At 62.1% G+C, this 19,496-nt stretch carries 21 protein-coding genes and 1 tRNA gene; 13 read left to right on the top strand and 9 right to left on the bottom strand.

Annotation, left to right across the window (positions count from 1 at the left end; all coding sequences use genetic code 11):
* Nucleotides 1-27: 27 nt before the first annotated feature.
* Nucleotides 28-513 (top strand): HugZ family pyridoxamine 5'-phosphate oxidase, encoded by a 486-nt coding sequence (locus tag PGB28_RS06530; protein ID WP_271420691.1) that lies wholly within the window; start codon nt 28-30, stop codon nt 511-513.
* Nucleotides 514-526: 13 nt separating this feature from the next.
* Here the strand turns inward: PGB28_RS06530 and PGB28_RS06525 are convergent, their stop codons facing one another.
* Both PGB28_RS06525 and PGB28_RS06520 read right to left on the bottom strand, forming a co-directional pair.
* The gene (locus tag PGB28_RS06525; RefSeq protein ID WP_271420690.1) at nt 527-1,945 is read right to left on the bottom strand and encodes a COG3904 family protein; all 1,419 of its coding nucleotides are present in this window, start codon (nt 1,943-1,945) and stop codon (nt 527-529) included.
* 50 nt (nt 1,946-1,995) lie between these two features.
* On the bottom strand, nt 1,996-2,658 hold the full coding sequence (locus PGB28_RS06520; protein ID WP_271420689.1) for a hypothetical protein: 663 nt from the start codon (nt 2,656-2,658) through the stop codon (nt 1,996-1,998).
* 146 nt (nt 2,659-2,804) lie between these two features.
* On the opposite strand from PGB28_RS06520, the gene PGB28_RS06515 reads away from it, so the two are divergent.
* The 4 genes from PGB28_RS06515 to PGB28_RS06500 all read left to right on the top strand — a co-directional run bounded on the left by PGB28_RS06515 (nt 2,805) and on the right by PGB28_RS06500 (nt 5,284).
* Nucleotides 2,805-3,647 carry a DUF6206 family protein gene (locus PGB28_RS06515; RefSeq protein WP_271420688.1) on the top strand — a complete coding sequence of 281 codons (843 nt, stop codon included), beginning with the start codon at nt 2,805-2,807 and terminating at the stop codon, nt 3,645-3,647.
* 18 nt (nt 3,648-3,665) lie between these two features.
* Nucleotides 3,666-4,304: a thiopurine S-methyltransferase gene (tmpT, locus tag PGB28_RS06510; RefSeq protein WP_271420687.1), complete on the top strand. Its 639-nt coding sequence runs from the start codon at nt 3,666-3,668 to the stop codon at nt 4,302-4,304.
* A gap of 83 nt (nt 4,305-4,387) precedes the next feature.
* A complete protein-coding gene (locus PGB28_RS06505; protein WP_271420686.1) occupies nt 4,388-4,708 on the top strand; it encodes an antibiotic biosynthesis monooxygenase family protein in 321 nt (106 codons plus the stop codon).
* A 30-nt stretch (nt 4,709-4,738) separates the two neighbouring features.
* Nucleotides 4,739-5,284 (top strand): hemerythrin domain-containing protein, encoded by a 546-nt coding sequence (locus PGB28_RS06500; protein WP_271420685.1) that lies wholly within the window; start codon nt 4,739-4,741, stop codon nt 5,282-5,284.
* A gap of 3 nt (nt 5,285-5,287) precedes the next feature.
* On the opposite strand, the gene PGB28_RS06495 is transcribed toward PGB28_RS06500, so the two are convergent.
* Nucleotides 5,288-5,668: a YbaN family protein gene (locus PGB28_RS06495; protein ID WP_333908224.1), complete on the bottom strand. Its 381-nt coding sequence runs from the start codon at nt 5,666-5,668 to the stop codon at nt 5,288-5,290.
* A gap of 129 nt (nt 5,669-5,797) precedes the next feature.
* On the opposite strand from PGB28_RS06495, the gene PGB28_RS06490 reads away from it, so the two are divergent.
* A complete protein-coding gene (locus PGB28_RS06490) occupies nt 5,798-6,991 on the top strand; it encodes an alpha/beta fold hydrolase (protein ID WP_271420684.1) in 1,194 nt (397 codons plus the stop codon).
* 96 nt (nt 6,992-7,087) lie between these two features.
* On the opposite strand, the gene PGB28_RS06485 is transcribed toward PGB28_RS06490, so the two are convergent.
* Entirely contained in the window at nt 7,088-7,507 is a 420-nt protein-coding gene (locus PGB28_RS06485; RefSeq protein ID WP_271420683.1) for a hypothetical protein, read from the bottom strand.
* A gap of 93 nt (nt 7,508-7,600) precedes the next feature.
* On the opposite strand from PGB28_RS06485, the gene PGB28_RS06480 reads away from it, so the two are divergent.
* A complete protein-coding gene (locus PGB28_RS06480; protein ID WP_271420682.1) occupies nt 7,601-7,873 on the top strand; it encodes a DUF5665 domain-containing protein in 273 nt (90 codons plus the stop codon).
* A gap of 19 nt (nt 7,874-7,892) precedes the next feature.
* Here PGB28_RS06480 and PGB28_RS06475 read toward each other — a convergent pair whose 3' ends face one another.
* The 4 genes from PGB28_RS06475 to PGB28_RS06460 all read right to left on the bottom strand — a co-directional run bounded on the left by PGB28_RS06475 (nt 7,893) and on the right by PGB28_RS06460 (nt 10,238).
* On the bottom strand, nt 7,893-8,726 hold the full coding sequence (locus PGB28_RS06475; RefSeq protein ID WP_271420681.1) for a 2OG-Fe(II) oxygenase: 834 nt from the start codon (nt 8,724-8,726) through the stop codon (nt 7,893-7,895).
* Nucleotides 8,727-8,796: 70 nt separating this feature from the next.
* Nucleotides 8,797-9,177, bottom strand: a complete 381-nt coding sequence (locus PGB28_RS06470; RefSeq protein ID WP_271420680.1) for a VOC family protein — start codon at nt 9,175-9,177, stop codon at nt 8,797-8,799.
* Nucleotides 9,178-9,181: 4 nt separating this feature from the next.
* Nucleotides 9,182-9,958, bottom strand: coding sequence for a DUF6782 family putative metallopeptidase (locus PGB28_RS06465; protein WP_271420679.1), 777 nt, complete (start codon nt 9,956-9,958; stop codon nt 9,182-9,184).
* The gene (locus PGB28_RS06460; RefSeq protein ID WP_271420678.1) at nt 9,945-10,238 is read right to left on the bottom strand and encodes a DUF1330 domain-containing protein; all 294 of its coding nucleotides are present in this window, start codon (nt 10,236-10,238) and stop codon (nt 9,945-9,947) included. Before PGB28_RS06460 ends, PGB28_RS06465 begins: the two co-directional genes overlap by 14 nt.
* Before the next feature lie 170 nt (nt 10,239-10,408).
* On the opposite strand from PGB28_RS06460, the gene PGB28_RS06455 reads away from it, so the two are divergent.
* Nucleotides 10,409-11,002 carry a rhodanese-like domain-containing protein gene (locus PGB28_RS06455; RefSeq protein WP_271420677.1) on the top strand — a complete coding sequence of 198 codons (594 nt, stop codon included), beginning with the start codon at nt 10,409-10,411 and terminating at the stop codon, nt 11,000-11,002.
* Between the two features lie 82 nt (nt 11,003-11,084).
* Nucleotides 11,085-11,630 (top strand): REP-associated tyrosine transposase, encoded by a 546-nt coding sequence (locus PGB28_RS06450; RefSeq protein WP_271420676.1) that lies wholly within the window; start codon nt 11,085-11,087, stop codon nt 11,628-11,630.
* 54 nt (nt 11,631-11,684) lie between these two features.
* Here the strand turns inward: PGB28_RS06450 and uvrB are convergent, their stop codons facing one another.
* Nucleotides 11,685-13,883, bottom strand: a complete 2,199-nt coding sequence (gene uvrB, locus PGB28_RS06445; RefSeq protein ID WP_271420675.1) for an excinuclease ABC subunit UvrB — start codon at nt 13,881-13,883, stop codon at nt 11,685-11,687.
* Between the two features lie 473 nt (nt 13,884-14,356).
* On the opposite strand from uvrB, the gene PGB28_RS06440 reads away from it, so the two are divergent.
* From PGB28_RS06440 to PGB28_RS06425, 4 genes are all read left to right on the top strand, one after another.
* Nucleotides 14,357-14,668: an ETC complex I subunit gene (locus tag PGB28_RS06440; RefSeq protein WP_271420674.1), complete on the top strand. Its 312-nt coding sequence runs from the start codon at nt 14,357-14,359 to the stop codon at nt 14,666-14,668.
* Between the two features lie 20 nt (nt 14,669-14,688).
* Entirely contained in the window at nt 14,689-14,961 is a 273-nt protein-coding gene (locus PGB28_RS06435) for a GNAT family N-acetyltransferase (RefSeq protein ID WP_271420673.1), read from the top strand.
* Between the two features lie 41 nt (nt 14,962-15,002).
* Nucleotides 15,003-15,079, top strand: a tRNA-Arg gene (locus PGB28_RS06430).
* A 477-nt stretch (nt 15,080-15,556) separates the two neighbouring features.
* Nucleotides 15,557-19,492 (top strand): Ig-like domain-containing protein, encoded by a 3,936-nt coding sequence (locus PGB28_RS06425; RefSeq protein WP_271420672.1) that lies wholly within the window; start codon nt 15,557-15,559, stop codon nt 19,490-19,492.
* The last annotated feature ends 4 nt before the right edge of the window (nt 19,493-19,496 follow it).

Raw genomic sequence — 19,496 nt, 5'->3', positions numbered from 1 at the left:
AGCGCGCCGTGACACCATGGTGATGCCATGGCGACGTCTCCGGTTCAGATACCCGATGACAAGGCCCGCGGTCTGGCGCGGGCCTTGCTGCGTGACGCCCGGTTCGCGGCGCTTGCTGTGCGTGATCCTGAGGATGGGTGGCCTTCGGTGTCCCGCATCGCGCTGGCGATGACAAAGGATGGTCGTCCTATGTCGCTGATTTCGGACTTGTCGGCCCATGCAAGGGCCTTGCAAGTCAATCCCAGCGGTGCGCTGCTGGTCGGAGAGCCGGGTGAGAAGGGTGATCCGCTGACCCATCCCCGGCTCAGCCTCAAGGCACGGGCGCGGTTTGTCCGACACGGCGAGGCCGAACATGCGTCGCTGGCCGCAAGGTATCTGGAGCAGCGGCCCAAGGCGAAGCTGTATATCGGGTTTGGCGATTTCTCGATCGTGGTTTTTTCGCCGGTGTCCGGTCTGCTCAATGGCGGGTTTGGCAAGGCTTTTGCGTTGACGCCCGGCGATCTTCTCGACTGAGCGCTCTGTTTCCTCAGCGCAGGTACTTCGCGCTCATCCAGCCGGTCGTGCCATCGGGCAGTTTCATGTGCCACCACAACTCATTCGACCATTGGCAGGCGGAGACCCGGCGCAGGTCGGCGGGGCGAAGCGTGCCGCGTTGCGAGACATCGCAGGCAGAGATGCAGCGGGGTGCCGCTGTGAAATACCCCTGTCCACCGGGGGAGACCGAGGCATCGCGCCGGACCTCGCGCAGCACGGGCGCATCGAAATTAGGGGCGGCGCGCAGGGTTGCGAAGTTTTTCACGCCGCTCACGCGGTAGCTGTGGCGCAGGGGACGGCAGGTGACAGTGTCGGTGCGCAGGCGGCTGACGCCGTGATGCGGCCCCTGAAGGTCGCGAAGGCGCGTGCCCGCAGGCAGGCCCAGCAGTGGCGAAGGACGGAAGAAACTGCCACGGTTGTTAATGACGAAACCTGCGATTTCGCTCTGCGTCGGTGGGGTAGGGTCGTCGAAGCGGCCGGTGTCGTCGCTCACAAAGGGTTCTGCGATGACCTCGACCGATACTGCGGGCTCTGCGCCGCCTGTCCAGCGCACGTTGCACACATGCCATTGGCGGAACCCTTCGACCGTCCAGCCCAGGACAAAGGCGCGGGACCCTTTCGTATATCCCGGCTGCGGTGGCAAATCGTAAGTGGCAGTGTTGAGAACCTGATGCTGGTTATGGGCTGCGCTGAAACGCGCGGGATCGACCTTGGGGCTGACAAAGGCGCAGATCTGGCGCAGCCCGTCATCGGACAGACGCTCGGGGAGGGCGGCCACACCTTCGAGCGCGGCCCCAAGCTGGGCAAGTCGGGTCGTGGTGTCGATCTCGTAGAATGCATTGCCTTCGACGGCAAAGAAATCCAGCGCGAAATTCCGGGTGATGCGCAGTTCGTCGAGCCGGGAAAAGGTCAGCGCCGCGGAGCGCATCGCGATGGTAAAGGCGCGCTGCACCTCGGCGCGGTTAAAGCTGGCATCCGGCACGTCAAGCTGGGGCGCGTGAAAGCCCAGCCGCGCGGTGCTGTGCAGACTGCGATCGCGCATGTCGATCAGCGCATCTTCGAAATTCCGGGCCGACCCGCCCAGAAAGGCAATGGCGCAGGCGCTGAGGCAGCTTGCGTCGCGCGGCACATGGGCGGCGATGCCGGTGTCGCGCAGATGGCGTGCAATGGCCAGCCCTTCGACAAAACTGCCGCCGGGGCTGTCGAAACACAGGCGCGGGGTGTCGGTGACATATTGGCTGTATTCCGCATCCCCGGGAAGGATCGCGCGCAACCTGTCCGCGTCGCCGGGCTGGATCGGGCCGGTAGCGGTGACCATGCAGCCCTCGGGGTGATCGCCGTGCAACCGGAACTCCATGGCGGAGCTCAGGGTCGGCAGCAAGATCAGGGCGGCAAGCAACAGGCGCTTCATGGCCCCAGCATAGAAAGCCAGTGGCGTTATGGGAATGCTGAACCGGTGATTCAGAATTCCTGCCACAGCCCGAGTTTCAGGCCGGGCGCATTGCCGCGCGTCATGTCGAGCAATAGGCCCGCCTCAAGCGTCGCTCGACGCCATAGCGGGACCGCGACGCCCGGGGCAAAGCTGGCATAAATATCGCCGTCCGTTTCGGTGGCAAAGAGCTGCGCCATGGTCTTGAGCCCGTTGGGATGGGTCAGCCCGAGGGTCACGTCCAGCTTGCCTTGCCGGTAATCCATGCCACGTTCCTCGGACAACATGTCAACGCGCCCTTCGACGGTGATCCAGCCATTGCGTTCAAACAGGGTAAAGCCGCGCCCATATTGTAGGCCAAGCCCGACATATCCGGTATCGCCCGCCATTCCGGCGTTGAGTTCAAAGGCAAAGCGGTGCGGGTCGGTCTGGCTGAGCGGGACACGCAGGAAGGCGCGGGCGTCAATCTCGGCTGATGACCCGTGCCCTACATGCAGGCCGATGGTCAGGGAGCGGGACAGGCCATATTCGATGTAGGTGCTTGAGAAATAAGGCGTCTGCATCAGGTCCCGGTCAAGACGGAACCCGGACAGTTCAATGGAATTCGCGGTAAAGACCCGGCCCTTTTCACGCGGCCATGGTCCGGCATCGGCCAGTGTGGCAAGCAGACAGAACAGGCAGGCAAGGCGAAGCATGGGCATCCCCGAATGGGCAGGGCTTCAAGTTTCGGAAAGCTTGGTAAAGACCGGGTTAACGCGGGGGTGACTTGGGGGGACGCGGGGCAAGCTGGCCAAGCCCGGCGCGACGCGCTATAGCGCGCGGGCCAGCAAGGGAGCGCAAGATGACGGATCTGAATGCATTGGCGGAGGTGATCCGCGCCGACAGTGCAAGGCGGGGCACCACCGTGTCCAAGCTGGGTTATTTCTGCGCGCCTTTCCGTCCCGCCGATGGCCCGTTCTCCGACAAGGTGATCAAGGTCTATCAGGCGGTAGGCAACCGGGCCGTCATGGACCGGCTGGCGCGCTGCCATCACGATTACGTCGATGCGCTGACCCGTACCGGTGTGCCGGTGCCCGAGACCGCGTTTCACCTGTTGGAGATGGACGGCGCGCAGGTGCCCGTGATCGTACAGGACGCGCTGCCGCCCGAGACCATGATGCGCCCGCAGATGCAGGGCGCGCCGGTGGATGAGGCCGTTGCGTTGATGGAGGCGGCGGGGCAGGTCATCGCGCGCTTCTGGAACGCCGCTGAACAGTTCGACACGCGCATCGGCTTTCACCCCTCGATCCGCAACTTTGCCATTATCGGGGGCGAGGCGGTGTTTTTCGATACCTTCCCGCCGCTCATCCACTATTCGCGCGACGAGATGGGCAAGATGCTGCTGCTGTTCTCGGAAAGCCGTCTGATGCGCATGGTGGGACCACTGTTCAAGGCACGGGTCACCGGCATTCAGGACGAATGGTATTCCGCGCCGGAAACGCTTGTGGGGCTGGTTGGCTCGGCCTGCCGGTTGCGCCCCGACGATGCCGAGGCGTTCCTGAACTGGGGGCGGGACTTCGTGTCGCGCGAGATGCCGCGCTGGGAGGCCGAGGCGCTGCCAGAGTTGCAGGAGCCGCCGCGCCTGCCCGGCTACTGGACGGGGATGCGCAAGCTGTTGGGGCTTCAGGGCGAGCCGAACGTGTAAAACGGGGCAGAGGCGCAGATGGACAAGGCATTCTGGGACGAACGTTGGCGCGAGAACCGCATCGGCTTTCACAAGGCGGCGGCCAATCCGTTGCTCACCGGGTATTTTGATCGATTGCACCTGTCGCCGGGCGGGCGGGTTTTCGTCCCGCTTTGTGGCAAGAGCTTTGACTTGGACTGGCTCCTGTCCCGTGGACATGCGGTGGTGGGGATCGAGCTTTACGAACCGGCGGTTGCCGAAGTGTTTGACCGGCTGGGTTTGCGGCCCCGGATCGACGCCCTGTCCGGGCTGCGGCGCTACTCGGCCGACGAGCTGGTGATTTTCGCGGGCGATCTCTTTCACCTGACGTCGGAGCTTTTAGGCTCTGTTGATGCCGTTTACGACCGCGCGGCGCTGATCGCTTTGCCGCCTGACATGCGCGCGCGCTATGCGGCCCATGTGACCGCGATATGCGGGGCGGTGCCGCAACTGCTGATCACGCTCGACTATGATCAGAGCCTCACCGATGGCCCGCCTTTCTCGGTCCCCGGGGATGAGGTCCGGGCGCTTTACGGGGCGTCGCATTGGACCGAAAAGCTGCACGTGCAGCCCATCACGGGCTCTGTGGCCAAAAGTGCCAAGGGCGAGGAAACCCTCTGGTCCCTCAAACCGTTGTAAGCCGTTTCACGTTCGAGGGTGACAGGTTCAGGGGTGACAGGGCGCGGGCAGCTGCCTAAGCTTGACGCACAGGAGGAGTGCCCATGCCCAAGATCAGCCCCGACAATTCCTATCAGACCGTCATCACCACCTTTGAAATGACGCCGGGCACCTGTCAGGACCTGCTTGATGCGCTGACCGATGCCTATGAGAATTTCATCTCGAAACAACCCGGTTTCATTGCCGCCGGGCTGCATGTGAATGACGCTCAGACCCGGATCGCCAATTATTCGCAATGGGCCCGACGCGAGGATTTCATGGCCATGCTGCGCACCGAAGAGATGCGTGAACGCAACCGCGAGATCAATGAGCTGTGTCGGTCATTTGAGCCGGTGATGTACGAGGTCGCGGCAACTTTCGGTTGACGCGGCTGGCATCCGTGCCAGATGTCCGACATGGAAAAACTGACGCTTGAGACCCGAACCGGCCTGCCCGACGCGTTGCGCGTGCTTTTGGCCGAGTACCCGCGCGCCGATTGGCCCGCGCATGACAATTTCCACGGTCTCGTCAGCTTCTGGCTGGAGCGGCATCTGATGTTTCGCAAATTGCTGGAGGCTCTGGCCAGCGATTGCGAGGCGGTGATGGATGTACAGATGGACCCGCGCCAGCATGGGCAGAGGTTGCAGCGCTACGGCTCCATGCTGGTCAGCCAGTTGCACGGCCATCACCAGATCGAGGACATGCACTACTTTCCCAAGCTGGTGGGGATGGAGGCACGGCTTGAGCGTGGCTTTACCCTTTTGGATGCGGATCACCATGCGCTTGACGGGCTGCTGGCGCGCTTTACTGAAGCTGCGAATGGCGTCTTGCGGGGCGGTGAGCCGGGACGGTTCCACACCGAACTGAAGGGGTTTGCCCAGTTGATCGACCGGCACCTGGTGGATGAGGAAGAGTTGATCGTGCCGGTGATTCTGAAACACGGGGTCGGCGGGCTGGAATGAGTGTCAGTCGCCCGGCGGGGACGGGCGCGACAGGATGAATATGGCAACCCCGGTCAGGACGACAGCCTGAATGATCAGGATACGGGGGCTGAGCCCAAAGACCAGCCCGCCGACCAGCAGCACCACCATTGCTGTCAACGCCGTGATCTTGGCCCGGCGGGAGATAGCCCGGTATTCGCGCCAGTTCACGATGGGCGGGCCAAAGGTCGGATGTTCGACCAGCCAGTCATGCAGCGCGCGCGACGAGCGGGCAAAACAGAACGCGGCCAGCAGGAAAAACACCGTGGTTGGCAGGAGCGGAAGGACGATGCCCAGCACGCCCAAACCGATGGCCAGAAACCCAAGGGCGATCCAGACGCCACGGATAAGAAGAGACAGGGACATGAAGCTCAAGTTAGGCGGGCGCGGGCAAAAGGAAAACCGCTCCGGGTCTATTTCGGCGCGGCGTGTCCCGCTTGCCCTGACGCGGGGTCAGCGCGTAGGCTGTGTTCAGGCCCAAGGGGATTTGCGGCGATGAAGTATTCTTTTGCGGGATTGGAGCTGGATTGCGCGCGGTTCGTGCTGACGCGGGATGGCGCGGATATCCCGATAGAGCCGCAGGTCTTTGATATCCTGAAACTTCTGGCCGAACATGCCGGGGATGTGGTCAGTAAGGACCAGATGATCAACGAGGTCTGGGGCGGGCGGATCGTGTCGGACGCCACGGTCTCGGCGCGGATCAACGCGGCGCGCGCGGCGGTCGGTGATACGGGCAAGGATCAGGCGGTGATCCGCACCGTGCCGCGCCGGGGTTTCACGATGGTGGCGTCCGTGGACACGCCATCAGCCGATGCAACGCCCGAGGCGCTCCCGGCGCGCGAGATCCGCCAGACGATCCGCTATACGGCTGCCCCGGACGGCACCAGCATCGCGTGGTCGCGGGCGGGCAAGGGGCCGCCCGTGCTCTTTGCGTGGCATCACCTGTCGCATCTGGAACAGGACTGGGCCAGTGGTCTGGTGCGTGACGGGTTTCAGGATTTTGCCCGGCATCACGAAATGATCCGCTATGACATTCGCGGCGCGGGGCTGTCCGATCCGATCCGCCCTGATGACAGGCTGGATGCCCATGTCGCCGATATGCTGGCGGTGGCCGATGCCGCCGGGCTGGAGCGGTTTCCAATCGTGGGGTTGCTGCAGTCGGCGCCAGTCGCCATCCGGCTTGCGGCGCGCCATCCCGAACGGGTTTCGCGCCTCGTGCTGCATAATGGCTATGCGCGCGGCCGCGCCAAGCGGGAACAGGCCCCTCCCGATCCCGACAGTGACCCGTTTATCGCCCTGCTCAGAAGCGGCGGCTGGGGCGATCCGGAGAACGGTTTCATGCGGGCCTGGACCACCATGGTGCTGCCCATGGCGACGGCAGACGAGATCACCGAGTTGATCCGCCTGATCGCGCATTCCGGCTCGCCCGAAGAAGCGCTGATCCAGCGCAACCTGATCGACGTTCTGGATGTGACCGCAGATCTGGCGCAGGTACAGGCGCCCACATTGGTCATCCACGCGCGGCTGGGCGCGGTACATCCGGTGGCCGAAGGCCGGCGGCTCGCGGCGGGGATACCGGGCGCGGAGTTTCTGGAAGTGGACAGCTCCAACACGTTTTTCATGCCCAGCGATCCGGTATTTGAACGCGTGCAGGAGGCGACGCTGGAATTTCTGGCAGGGGACGGTTAGCGGCGGGCAGGACAAATTCTGTCGACAGAATTTGCAAATTCCTTGGAAGGAATTTGGGCACGGTATGTCGCATGTTTTGCCCGATGGCCGATTTGGTCACACGGAAGGTGTGCCGGGACAGTCGCGGAACGCCCTGACCGGGTCCGCCGCACCGCTCAGGTCGATCGGGACCGCCAGATCGCCGATCAGCGCTGTGGCCGTGTGGTTGAATTGCAGCCCGCTCAGCACATTGCCAAAGCCTCGGTCCGTCACGGTCAGGGTGGTGCCGTCGATCACATGGCGCGAGGTCGAGATGGTCAGCGGTGCCGCGCCCTCGAACCGGATCGCAAAGACCGGGGCAGTCGGCCAGCCGTCTGCGCGGGTGAGGTGGATGGCATAGAGCGTGCCGTCATAGGTGACCTCGGTCGCCACATTCCCGTCATTGCGCAGAATGCAGATCGGTGTTGGGGAAAACTCCCAGGCAATAGCGGGCGTGGCAAGCAAGGCCAGGAGGCAAAACAGGCGCATGAGGGACATTTAGCGTCTCTTGGCCATATTGCCAGCGGGTTGATCCGGCTCTGGTGGATCCGGCTCTGGCCCTTCGCCGAAGGCTGCGCTAGCCTCGCCCCCATGTCAGACGATCTCGTACAGGAAATCCGCGCTTTGCGTCAGGAAGTTGAGCGGCTCAACAATCACCGGTTTTTCCGGATACATGATAATTTCTGGAGCATGTTGGGGGCCGCGCTGGCGCGCGGGCTGATGATGGGGCTTGGGACTGTGGTGGGCGCGACGCTGCTTTTGTCCCTGCTGGTCTGGACCTTGGCGCAGATCGAATTCATTCCCATTGTCGGTGAATGGGCCAAGGAAATAGCCAACATCGTGCAGGGCGGTGGTGCGCAGTGAATGCGCACCCTACGGGACCTTAGAACCCCAGCCGTCTGAGTGGTCCGATAATCCGGCGGAACACAATCGGCGGCACCAGATCCTGCAGCAATTCCAGCCGCCGCACCTCTTTGTCCACCTGATCATGGGTGCCGGGGCGCGGGCGGAACAGTGTCGTGTGTGAGCGTTTCGTGCCGTCCCAGGTCGCGGTGTAATAATAGAGCGCCATCGACATACGCGGCTCTCCTCCGGGGTGGTTCACCGTTTCGGGGTTGCCATGCCAGGTATCCGAGCCGGTGTTGAAACAGCACATGCGGTTATATTCCGGCACGAAGCTGGCGACCTTTTCGGTCATATCGGTGTTCCAGACCTCGAAAGAGCCGCCATATTCCGCTTTCCACCCTTTGTTGAGGTAGATCAGGATATTGAGCCGGCGCTCAAGATTGAGCTTCTGATTGTGGTTGAAATCCGCGTGGATATCGAGATGCCCGCCATTGGCCACCACATGCACCCCGCCGCCGGCGAAATAAGGGTCGGGGATCAGCCCGTTGATGCCGGTCAGTTCCTCAAGAAACCGCACGAAAGGGCGGGAATTGAGCACGTAGAACAGGTTGCGGGTATAAGGCGGAAGGCGCTCGGGCAGGTATGAGGTTTTCAGCTTTTCCTGTGGCCGGTCAAAGGCGCTTTCCGCCTCGGGGAGCTGTTTCAGCTCTTCAATAACCTTGTCCAGAACCGTTTCGGGCAGGAAATCGGTAAAGGTGCCATAGGGATAGGGTATCGTGCCCTGATATTCCGCCGCCGCCGCCTTGCCCGCCGCCGCAGCAGCCTTGCTGTCGATCTCAAGCGTGTCGGGGTTCATTGGAATGACGGACATGGGGCGGGCACCTTGCACAAAGACGTTTGGCTGCGGATAGCAGCGGATTTAGGCAAAAATATGAAGGATTTTATGCCTCATCCGCGAGGTCGAAATCCACATGGATGTGATTGCCGTCCGGATCGTGGAAATTGACCTGAACGATGGTGATGCCGGGCACCGGATCGACGGAATAGGGGATATCGCGGGCATCAAGGCTGTTGGTGAAATCCTTCATGCCCGTGGCACGAAAAGAGAAATGCTCAAGCGTTAGATTGGGTGTGGTGGCGGGCTGATAGTCGATATCGACAAGGTGGATATAGGGCTGATCACCCAGATAAAGCCACGCGCCGCCAACCCTGAAATTCGGCCGCCATCCGGGATGAAGGCCAAGGATTTCGCCGTAAAAAGCGACCATCTCGTCAAGTTTGCTGGTGCGGATGTTCACGTGGTCAAAGGCTGTCAGGGGCATCGTGTCAATCTCCGGTTTCCGGTCGGTTACAGTCATAAGAGGTGCCATCGGGCAGCCGACAAAGGGAGCTGTAGAAAGACGGTCCAAGGCTTTCGTAGCGCGGCAGGAGATGGTCCCGTTCAAGCTGGTCAAGGTAATCGAGACAGGCCGAAACATAATAGGTCTGCCGTCGGATGGGGTCTTCGTACCAGGCATCAAAGGCGGTTGAAGCGGCTTGAGCGATGTCGCCCGTGTCGCGAAGGGCGGTGTCATAGGCTATTGCGATGTCGGCCTGCATTGGCCATCCGGCCAGCGCCTGCCACATCTCGTCATGACCGGTGTTGCGCATGAAATCAGCAACGACCAGCCCGGCAACGCTGGCATCAGCCTCCATCGCAAAGATGGCTTCGGCATAATCCGCCATGGCAAGATCCGTGCCGGGGCAGATACCCGTGGCGTATTGCGCCGCATGGCGCAGCTCATGCACAAGGATCGCTTGGGCAAGACCGACGGGCTGGCCTGCGCGCAGAACGATGCGGCGGGTGTCGGGTTCAAAATACCCCTGTGCCTCGCTGGGCCCGTGGAGCAGGCAGATTTCGGAGATATCGCTGGTGAGCCCGGCGTTCAGAGTGGGAAAACCCCGGAACACAGGTTCAAGCGCCGTGATCAGCTCTTTCAGATCCTTCGGTTCCGAAAACGGGGCTGCAGCGCAATCCATCCCCGTCTCGCCCATGGCCGGGGCCGCGAACACCACGGACAAGGCGCAGGCCAGCGCGCCGAGGTTGAGATCAGGCAATCCCATCGACCACCACAAGATTGGTGCGTGCGGTCCGATGCCGGATCTTTGCAAGCTCGACATAGTCGGGATCGCTGTGCCAGGCCTTCGCATGGGCGACACTGGGAAAGCGCATGATCACGGTGCGGGGCAGGGACCAGCTTCCCTCGATCACCTCGGTTGCAGCGCGGGAGGTGGCCAGAAGCTCGCCGCCATGGCGTTCGAAACTGGGCAGAAACCCGTCGAGATAGGCCTGGTAGGCGTCGGGGTCGTGGATGTCGAGCTGTCCGATGACATAGGCCGGCATGGGCGTCTCCTGACTCTGTGGGGAAAGCGTAGCAGGGGGGCGGAGATACGTCGAGTTTGGCCGAGGGTGCACACGCGGTGATTGCGCTGTCTGAAATCACATGTGAATACCAGTATGTGAATCATCAAAGGGCCGGGCCTCTGCCCGCCCGTCGTTGCAGGAGACAGGTTATGAAGCGTTTCGTTCTGGGGTTGGGGGCCGTCGTTCTGGGCGGGGCCGTGCAGGCGGCGGATGTACAGATCACCAAGGATATGGCGTCCGTCACGGTGGACACGCCGTCGGGCCCCGTCGAGATCATGCGGGAACAGGATACAAGCGCGGTGATCGAGGGCGATTTCGCCCGGATCGCGCGTCCCTGCCCTGAGTTTTGCATCCAGCCGATGACCCCGGCTGAGGGGGTGACGATGGTGGGTGAGTTGGAGGTTCTGGCGGCGTTACAGGACCCTGACACACTGGTCGTGGATGGCCGCGTGCGCCCGGATTGGGAGACCGGAACGATCCCCGGTTCGATCTCCATGCCCTATACGGAAATGGCCGACCGGCTGCATGAGCTGGGCTGCGAGCCGGATTTCGAGGGGTTCGACTGCGATGCGGAGGTGGTGCCGAACCTTGTGATGTTCTGCAACGGCCCGTGGTGCGGGCAATCCCCGGAGGCGATTCGCCGGATCATTGAGGCAGGCTATCCGGTGGAGAAGATCAGCTATTACCGCTGGGGCATGCAGGGCTGGCGGATGCTGGGGCTGACCGTGGCGGGCGGGTCCTGAGGCGACTGTAGGGTGGGCAGTTTTGCCCACCTTTCGCGGGGAATTAACCTGACATCAACCATGACCGGCCCAAAGTGCAGTCATGTCCTGCTATCGTCGCATACGCCTCCCCGGCGCCAGCTATTTCTTCACACTGGCGCTGGCGGAGCGGGGGGCCACAATTCTTGTGGATCACGTGGAAGAGCTGCGCCGCGCCTTTCACGCGACAATCCGAACTTTGCCCGTGCATTGCGACGCCATCGTCATCCTGCCGGACCACTTGCACGCAGTCTGGACGTTGCCGCCGGGGGACAGCGATTTTCCGGAGCGTTGGCGCAAGATCAAATACCGGTTTTCCCGGGCGGTTCGGTGGACGGTGGGCAGAACTGCCCACCCTACATATCGCTCCATAAGCAAACGGCGCAAACGCGAGGCCGGGATATGGCAGCGGCGCTATTGGGAGCATTGTATCCGGGATGCGGCGGATTACAGGGCCCATGTGGAGTATTGTTGGGGCAATCCTGTGAAACACGGATATGTCGCGCGAGCGGTGGATTGGCCCTATTCGTCGATCCATCGCGATATTCGCCTTGGGCAGGTCGATCCGGAATGGGCCGGGGCTTTGGTCGACGGGGAATTCGGGGAGTAGGGTGGGCAGTCCTGCCCACCATCCTTGCGCCAAAGGTGGGCAGGACTGCCCACCCTACGACGATTTTCGCCGACGCTTCACGCCGCCCCTTTGCCCCGGCCGTCCCGCCGTAGACCGCCCCTTGGATTTCACCGCCGCATCGGACGCCGCCTCCACCGCCGATTGCCGCGCCAGCGGGTCATCGGCGACGGCCAGATCCACCGCTTCCAGCCGCTTGATCTCGTCGCGCAGCCGCGCGGCTTCTTCGAATTCGAGGTTCTCTGCCGCCTTGCGCATATCGGTGCGCAGCCCCTCCAGCACCGCCTGAAGGTTCGACCCGGCCTGTTCGGCATCAATCACCGCCGTCACGCGGTTCATATCCACATCGCCCTTGTAGAGGCCGGCGAGGATATCCTCGACATTCTTCTTGACCGTTGCGGGCGTGATGCCGTGTTCCTCGTTATAAGCGATCTGCTTGGCGCGGCGGCGGTCGGTCTCGGCCAGCGCACGCTCCATCGAACCGGTCACCCGATCCGCATACATGATCACCCGGCCTTCGGCGTTCCGCGCGGCGCGGCCGATGGTTTGAACCAGCGAGGTTTCCGAGCGCAGGAAACCCTCTTTATCCGCATCCAGAATAGCCACCAGCCCGCATTCGGGAATATCCAGCCCCTCGCGCAACAGGTTGATGCCGATCAGCACGTCAAAGGCGCCGAGCCGCAAGTCGCGCAGGATTTCGATCCGTTCAATGGTGTCGATATCGGAATGCATGTAGCGCACCTTGATACCTTGCTCGTGCATATATTCGGTCAGGTCCTCGGCCATGCGTTTGGTCAGCGTGGTGCAGAGCGTGCGGAAGCCGTCCGCCGTGACCTTGCGCACCTCGTCCAAGAGGTCGTCCACCTGCATCTCCACGGGGCGGATTTCCACCTCGGGGTCCAGAAGGCCAGTGGGGCGGATCACCTGTTCGGTGAAGACGCCGCCGGTCTGCTCGATCTCCCATTTCGCAGGCGTGGCCGAGACAAAGACCGATTGTGGGCGCATGGCGTCCCATTCCTCGAATTTCAAGGGGCGGTTGTCCATACAGGAGGGCAGGCGGAAGCCATGTTCGGCCAGCGTGAATTTGCGGCGATAGTCGCCCCGGTACATGCCGCCGATCTGCGGCACGGAGACATGGCTTTCATCGGCAAAGACAATCGCATTGTCGGGGATGAATTCGAACAGGGTGGGGGGCGGCTCACCGGGGGCGCGGCCGGTGAGATAACGGGAATAGTTCTCGATCCCGTTGCAGACGCCGGTGGCCTCCAGCATCTCAAGATCGAAATTGGTGCGTTGCTCCAACCGTTGCGCTTCGAGCAGCTTGCCTTCGCCGACCAATTGATCAAGCCGCTGGCGTAACTCCTTTTTTATGCCGATGATCGCCTGCTGCATCGTCGGGCGGGGCGTCACGTAGTGGGAATTGGCGTAGATACGCACCTGTTCGAACGTGTCGGTTTTCTGCCCCGTGAGCGGGTCGAACTCGGTGATCGCCTCCAATTCCTCGCCGAAAAAGCTCAGCCGCCATGCCCGGTCATCAAGGTGGGCGGGCCAAACCTCCAGCACGTCACCGCGGACCCGGAACGAGCCGCGCTGGAACGCCTGATCATTGCGGCGGTATTGCTGGGCCACCAGATCGGCCATAATCTGGCGCTGGTCATACTCATGTCCCGACTTCAGATCCTGTGTCATCGCGCCATAGGTTTCGACCGAGCCGATACCGTAGATGCAGGAGACCGAGGCGACGATGATCACGTCGTCGCGTTCCAGAAGCGCCCGCGTGGCCGAGTGGCGCATGCGGTCGATCTGTTCGTTGATCTGGGATTCCTTCTCGATATAGGTGTCGGAACGCGCGACATAGGCCTCTGGCTGATAGTAATCGTAATAGCTGACGAAATACTCGACGGCGTTGTCGGGGAAGAAGCCCTTGAACTCGCCATAAAGCTGCGCCGCGAGCGTCTTGTTGGGGGCGAGGATGATGGCGGGGCGCTGGGTTTCCTCGATCACCTTGGCCATGGTGAAGGTCTTGCCCGTGCCGGTCGCGCCCAGAAGAACCTGATCGCGGTCACCGTCGTTGATGCCCTGGGTCAGCTCGGCAATTGCCGTGGGCTGGTCGCCGGCGGCGTTGAACTCGGTCTGCATGACGAAACGCTTGCCGCCTTCGAGTTTTTCGCGGGCGCGCACATCCGGTGCGGAGGCGTGCAGGACGGGCATGTGTTCGGGCGAATTGTTGTGCATGAATGGCTCCCCAGAGAGCGTCTACACTTGGGGAAATCGCGCTCTGTTTCAAGGGCAGGAGGCCCAACACCCTGACAGGTTATGTCGGGAGGTCTTTCATGACATCGAGACCGCGTGCGGGACCTGTCATATGCGTCAGTATGCCGCTTGATACGGAGCATGCCGATAAAACAGGGAAATACGCCTGTTTTTAAAGGCGCATTTGCCATGCATCATGTATTTTGTGCGAGGCGATTAAAAATGCGCCATCGCGCAATTTCATTTTCCGAATCCATGCCATCTGTGTCACAATACTGTTGCAAGCAGCGGGCTTGGTTGCTGTTGCGTCGCATTACCCACCCCTCGCTCCCCGCGATGTATGTGGTAGCCAAGCCCTGCTTGCGGCATCTCCGCAATTCTCAACCCCCGACGTCACGCCCTTGCGCGTGGCGTGGTTTTCCCGGATAACACGGTCAGATTCCGGAGGATTCATCATGCGCGCACGCATTTACAAACCGGCCCGTAACGCCATGCAGTCGGGCACCGCGAAAACCCGGCAATGGGTGCTGGAATTTGCGCCCTCGTCGCCGCGCGAAGTGGATCCGCTCATGGGCTGGACATCCAGCTCGGACACCCAGGCGCAGGTGCGGTTGAAATTCGACAGCAAAGAGGCCGCTCTGGACTATGCCAAGGATCATGGCATCGACGCGCAGGTGTTCGAGCCGAAGACCCGCAAGCCCAATATCCGCGCGCGCGGCTATGCCGAGAATTTTGCCGTCGACCGGCGCAGCCCCTGGACACATTGAAGGGTCCCGATATTTTTCGCGTGACCGATGGACCCCCCGAGGTGTCCGGACTTTTGCGGCACCATCACGCGTTGATGCGCGCCAGCAGTCCCGAGGAAAGCTGTCACGTTCTGACTGAGCATGAATTGATCGCTACCGGATGTACCGTGCTGGCCTGCAGGACCAGGGCGCGGATCGTCGGCGTTGGCGCGATCAAGGCGCTTGATGCGGATCATGCCGAGCTGAAAAGCATGCATTCCGCCGAAGAGGCGCGTGGCGCGGGCGTAAGGCGCGCGCTTTTGAATGCGCTTTGAGACTTGCCCCGCAGCGGCGGATTGGGCAGATAGAGTCCAGCGGTCCCTTAGCTCAACTGGATAGAGCAGCTGACTTCTAATCAGCAGGTTGAGGGTTCGAGTCCTTCAGGGATCGCCAGCCAGCTATGTCCCGCCAACGTTGCGCAGATGCCACAACCCCCTCTGCTTAAGGGGGCGTTGCCGGGTGTCTTGGCGAATATCCGGAAATCCGTGAGGCGCAATCTTGGCGTCGATGTGATGCGCTTCCGCGTCCTTGTTTTAATGGCGAAACGCAATTCGCGCCGCGTGAAAATCCAAAGCTGTCCACATCAGTTCTGCGGCGGATGTCACTGGATTCCCCGCGAAAAATGGCATTTTCAAGGAATTTAGACTTTTTTGGGGCGGGGAAATCGAGTATCCCGAAAACAATCAAAACGAAGCGGCCGCACAGAATGGCCGCATTGGGTAGAGCGGTGTAGTTATGAATGCGATAGATTATGTCGTCCGCACTCCTGCGGGCGTGGCTGGGCGTGATGTGGTACAGGCGGGCGCCGAGCAGACGACGATCATTATGTCGTCAGGGGCTGAAGTTTCCTTCAACTTGTCTCAATCTGATATGCGCGGATACAGCCGGGTTGGTGATGATCTGCACATGGTGCTGGCCGACGGGCGCATTATCGTCCTGGAGGGCTATTTCTCGGGGCAGGGCGAAGAGCCTCGGCTGTTCATCAGCTCCGATGGAACCCTGCACGAGGTTTTCTTTGCCGAAGGCAGTGACGGCGTCCTGTTTGCCGAATACGGCCAAAGCGCGGAATGGGGCAAATGGAGCCCGGATGATGCGCTGATCCATTACGGGCGCCCGGAAGTGGTGTCCGCGGAAACGGTTGCCGCCGGTGACAATGACGTGTCGATGCTGGCCGCGGGTCTTTTGGGCGGCGGTTCGATGCTTGGCGCTGCGGGCGCGGCGGGGGCCGCTGCGGTCGGCGCTGCTGTCGTTGGCGGCGGTGGCGGTGGCTCTGGTGGGTCTGGCGGTGGCGGCGATGACACGACGCCCGGTGGCGGTGACGATACCACCCCTGGCGGTGGCGGCGATGATACCGGACCGGGTGACGACACTGAACCGGGTGATGACACCGGGCCGGGCGACGATACCGGACCGGGCGACGATACCGGACCGGGCGACGACACTGGACCGGGTGATGATACCGGACCGGGCGATGACACTGGACCGGGTGATGACACTGGACCGGGTGATGACACTGGACCGGGTGATGATACCGGACCGGGCGACGATACAGGTCCCGGCGACGACACCGGACCGGGCGACGATACGGGGCCGGGTGACGATCCCTGGACCCAGCCGACCGTGGACGATACTGCCGTCACCATTGGCGGTGACGATGCGATCGAGGTGATCACCGTCACCGGCACCGGCGATCCCGGTGACGAGGTCAATGTGACCATTGGCGGTATCACCGTATCCACCATTATTGATGCGGATGGAAATTGGACCGCCACCTTTGAGGGCGCTGATTTCCCGGCGGACGGGTCTTATACCGCCAGCGTGACCGTGACGGATGGCACCAACACCGCCACCCTGACCGGGCCGGAGGTTCTGATCGACCTCACGCCGCCAAATGTCGACGTGACCGAAGGCACAGCCGAGGTTGGCGATCTCGTGAACCTTGAGGCGCATCCCGATGGTGTGACCGTAACTGGCACGGGCGAGGCGGGTGCATCCGTCTCGGTCACCATTGATGGCGTGACCCACGACACGGTTGTCGATGCAAACGGCGACTGGAGCGTCGATTTCTCCTCCTCCGAGATCGCGACCGGCGAATACACGACCGATGTCACGATTGTCACCGCCGATAGCTTTGGCAACACAACGACGATCACGCAGACGCTCGAAGTCGACACGGTTCCCAACGATCTCAGCATCGCAACCGCCGCTGTGGCCGGTGACGGCGTTGTCAACGATGCCGAGGCGGGCGGCGTAGTGACGATCACTGGCACCGCAACCCCGGGGGCCGATGTGGCCGTCACCGTTGCCGGCGTCACGACAAACGTTGTCGCGGATGCGTCCGGCAACTGGTCCTTCGATCTGGCCGCAGACAGCTTTGCGGATGCCGAATATGACGCCGAGATCACCGCCACCTCCGTCGATGCGGCGGGCAACGCAAGCTCGACCAGCGGCACGATCCGCGTCGACACGGTTGCCGAGATTGAGATCGTCAGCGGCCTGACCGGCTCGGGCGAGGTTCTCAACGAGCAGGAACTGTCGCAGGGCGTGACCCTGACCGGGACCACGCAGCCCGGCTCCACGGTCGAGGTGCAGGTGGGCGATGTATCCCATACGGCCACGGTCGATGCCAATGGCAACTGGAGCGTGACCTTTGCCGCGTCCGAGATCCCTGGCGGTACGCATACTCTGGAAGTCACGGCGACAGCCACCGATGCGGCGGGCAATACCAGCACCCAGACCGGTGATCTCAATATCGATACCGAGGGCTATGTCACCGTCAATGACGACACGGTTGAAACCGACGGTGTGGTCAATGCCGACGAGCGCAGCGATGGTGTGCAACTGACCGGGACGGCAGAGCCCGGATCGTCGGTGGCGGTCACCATGGCCGGTGTCACCGTCACGACCATCGCGGATGCGGATGGCAACTGGGTTGCGACATTCGCAGCCAGCGACGTGCCGACCGGCGAGACGGATATGGCCGTCAGCGTCACCGCAACGGATGCGGCGGGCAATGAAAGCACGACCACCGGATCGGTTGATGTGGACACATTGGTCAATGATCTCACCTCGACCAGCACCCCGGGCGGTGCGGATGGCGTGGTCAACGCCGAAGAGGCGGCGCAGGGTCTGGTTCTGACCGGGACGGTGGAACCGGGCAGCCAGCTGGTCGTCGATCTGGACGGTGTGAGCCGCACGGCCACCGTGGATGCCAATGGCAACTGGACCGTGAGCTTTGATGCGGCGGACCTGCCCAGTGGCGAGGTCACGGCGACAATGACCATGACCGCGACCGACGCGGCGGGCAACACGCGCGTCGAGACGCAGGATGTGGAATTCGACACGGTTGCGGGTACGCTGACCCTGTCCCCCGATCCCATCGAGGGCGATGACATCGTCAATGCCGAGGAAGCCGCCGATGGCGTGGTGATCTCGGGCACCTCCGATCCGGGGGCCGTGGTTACGGTGACGCTGGGCGGTGCCACGCGCACCGCGCTGACCGATGCCGATGGTAACTGGTCCACGACCTTTGCCCATGGCGAGATTCCACCCGGCACCTATGACGCTGATATCACGGCGCAAATCACAGATGCGGCGGGCAACACGCTTGAGGTCAGCGACACGGTCCATGTGGACACGCAAGTCGATAACTTTGCCATCAATGATGTGGCGGTGGGTGTCGACGATGTGATCAACGCCGACGAAGCCGCAGCAGGCGTTACCGTCACCGGTACGACCGAACCAGGGGCCACCGTCTTTGTCACCATCGAAGGCGTGACCCAGGAAGCCACGGTTGCCGCGGATGGCAGCTGGACTGCCCTGTTCCCCGATGGTTCCATTGCCGCCGGTGAATATGACACCACGGTTGAGGTCGTCAGCACCGATGTCGCGGGCAACGTCGCCACGACAAGTCAGGACGTGCGCGTCGACACCTTTGTGAACCAGATCGACGTAAGCGGCTCGTCGGCAGGTGCCGATGGGGTTGTGAACGCGGATGAGCTGTCATCGGGCAATGCGCTGACCCTGACCGGTATGGTCGAGGCGGGATCGTCGGTGGTGGTGCGCTTCAATGGCGCGGATTACACCGCGAGCGTTGCGCCGAACGGCAGCTGGACGCTCGATATCCCGTCGGCTGATGTGCCGCGCGGCGACTATGACGCGGTGTTCGAGGTCACGGCAACGGATGCGGCCGGCAATACCGACACGGTGACCGAGACCCTGCGCATCGATACCGAGGCACCGGAATCCCCCACCGTGGAAAGCTTCACCCGCGACGATGGCGGCCTGCGCGGCATCTCGACCGCTCTGGTCGATGATACGCAGGACATCCTGCAGGTGTCGGCGGGCGGTGTGATTTCGGATGTGCCCATGTCGGTGGTGGATGTTCCGGCGATTGGCGAGACGAACTATTACTTCTCGCAGAATGTACCGGATGGGTCCGACCTGATCGTGAGCGGCACGGATGACGCGGGCAACACGCGCTCGACCTATCTTGTGCTGGATGACGAGACGCCGGGAACGCATGTCGACATGAGCAACCCGGGACTGGGCGCGCATAATGTCGAGACCATCGACCTTGAGTTTGCGGAAGAGGCTGATCTGACCCTGACCGAAGAGGACATCATCGCCCTGTCGAGCGAGACCGATACAGTTACGGTTTACGGCGGTGCGGATGACAGCGTCACGATCACCGGCGCAACCCGCGTGGGCACCGTCACAAACGAAGATGGAGAAAGCTTTGTTGAATACAGCCTCGGCGATGCCACTGTGCTGGTCGACGAGGACATCACCACTGTGGTGATCTGAGCAT

Origin of the sequence: Primorskyibacter aestuariivivens (assembly GCF_028023675.1) — a bacterium.
Taxonomy (GTDB): Bacteria; Pseudomonadota; Alphaproteobacteria; order Rhodobacterales; family Rhodobacteraceae; genus Marinovum; species Marinovum aestuariivivens.
This window is presented reverse-complemented; position numbering and strand designations above follow the sequence as displayed.

Bases quoted from the DNA above. Each gene is read 5' to 3' on its own strand.
- PGB28_RS06480 (WP_271420682.1), top strand. From the start codon at position 7,601: ATGTCAGACGATCTCGTACAGGAAATCCGCGCTTTGCGTCAGGAAGTT.
- tmpT (WP_271420687.1), top strand. From the start codon at position 3,666: ATGGACAAGGCATTCTGGGACGAACGTTGGCGCGAGAACCGCATCGGC.
- PGB28_RS06475 (WP_271420681.1), bottom strand. From the start codon at position 8,726: ATGTCCGTCATTCCAATGAACCCCGACACGCTTGAGATCGACAGCAAG.
- PGB28_RS06520 (WP_271420689.1), bottom strand. From the start codon at position 2,658: ATGCTTCGCCTTGCCTGCCTGTTCTGTCTGCTTGCCACACTGGCCGAT.
- PGB28_RS06450 (WP_271420676.1), top strand. From the start codon at position 11,085: ATGTCCTGCTATCGTCGCATACGCCTCCCCGGCGCCAGCTATTTCTTC.
- PGB28_RS06525 (WP_271420690.1), bottom strand. From the start codon at position 1,945: ATGAAGCGCCTGTTGCTTGCCGCCCTGATCTTGCTGCCGACCCTGAGC.
- PGB28_RS06495 (WP_333908224.1), bottom strand. From the start codon at position 5,668: ATGTCCCTGTCTCTTCTTATCCGTGGCGTCTGGATCGCCCTTGGGTTT.
- PGB28_RS06485 (WP_271420683.1), bottom strand. From the start codon at position 7,507: ATGTCCCTCATGCGCCTGTTTTGCCTCCTGGCCTTGCTTGCCACGCCC.
- uvrB (WP_271420675.1), bottom strand. From the start codon at position 13,883: ATGCACAACAATTCGCCCGAACACATGCCCGTCCTGCACGCCTCCGCA.
- PGB28_RS06455 (WP_271420677.1), top strand. From the start codon at position 10,409: ATGAAGCGTTTCGTTCTGGGGTTGGGGGCCGTCGTTCTGGGCGGGGCC.
- PGB28_RS06505 (WP_271420686.1), top strand. From the start codon at position 4,388: ATGCCCAAGATCAGCCCCGACAATTCCTATCAGACCGTCATCACCACC.
- PGB28_RS06465 (WP_271420679.1), bottom strand. From the start codon at position 9,958: ATGGGATTGCCTGATCTCAACCTCGGCGCGCTGGCCTGCGCCTTGTCC.
- PGB28_RS06530 (WP_271420691.1), top strand. From the start codon at position 28: ATGGCGACGTCTCCGGTTCAGATACCCGATGACAAGGCCCGCGGTCTG.
- PGB28_RS06460 (WP_271420678.1), bottom strand. From the start codon at position 10,238: ATGCCGGCCTATGTCATCGGACAGCTCGACATCCACGACCCCGACGCC.
- PGB28_RS06490 (WP_271420684.1), top strand. From the start codon at position 5,798: ATGAAGTATTCTTTTGCGGGATTGGAGCTGGATTGCGCGCGGTTCGTG.
- PGB28_RS06500 (WP_271420685.1), top strand. From the start codon at position 4,739: ATGGAAAAACTGACGCTTGAGACCCGAACCGGCCTGCCCGACGCGTTG.
- PGB28_RS06425 (WP_271420672.1), top strand. From the start codon at position 15,557: ATGCGCGGATACAGCCGGGTTGGTGATGATCTGCACATGGTGCTGGCC.
- PGB28_RS06515 (WP_271420688.1), top strand. From the start codon at position 2,805: ATGACGGATCTGAATGCATTGGCGGAGGTGATCCGCGCCGACAGTGCA.
- PGB28_RS06470 (WP_271420680.1), bottom strand. From the start codon at position 9,177: ATGCCCCTGACAGCCTTTGACCACGTGAACATCCGCACCAGCAAACTT.
- PGB28_RS06440 (WP_271420674.1), top strand. From the start codon at position 14,357: ATGCGCGCACGCATTTACAAACCGGCCCGTAACGCCATGCAGTCGGGC.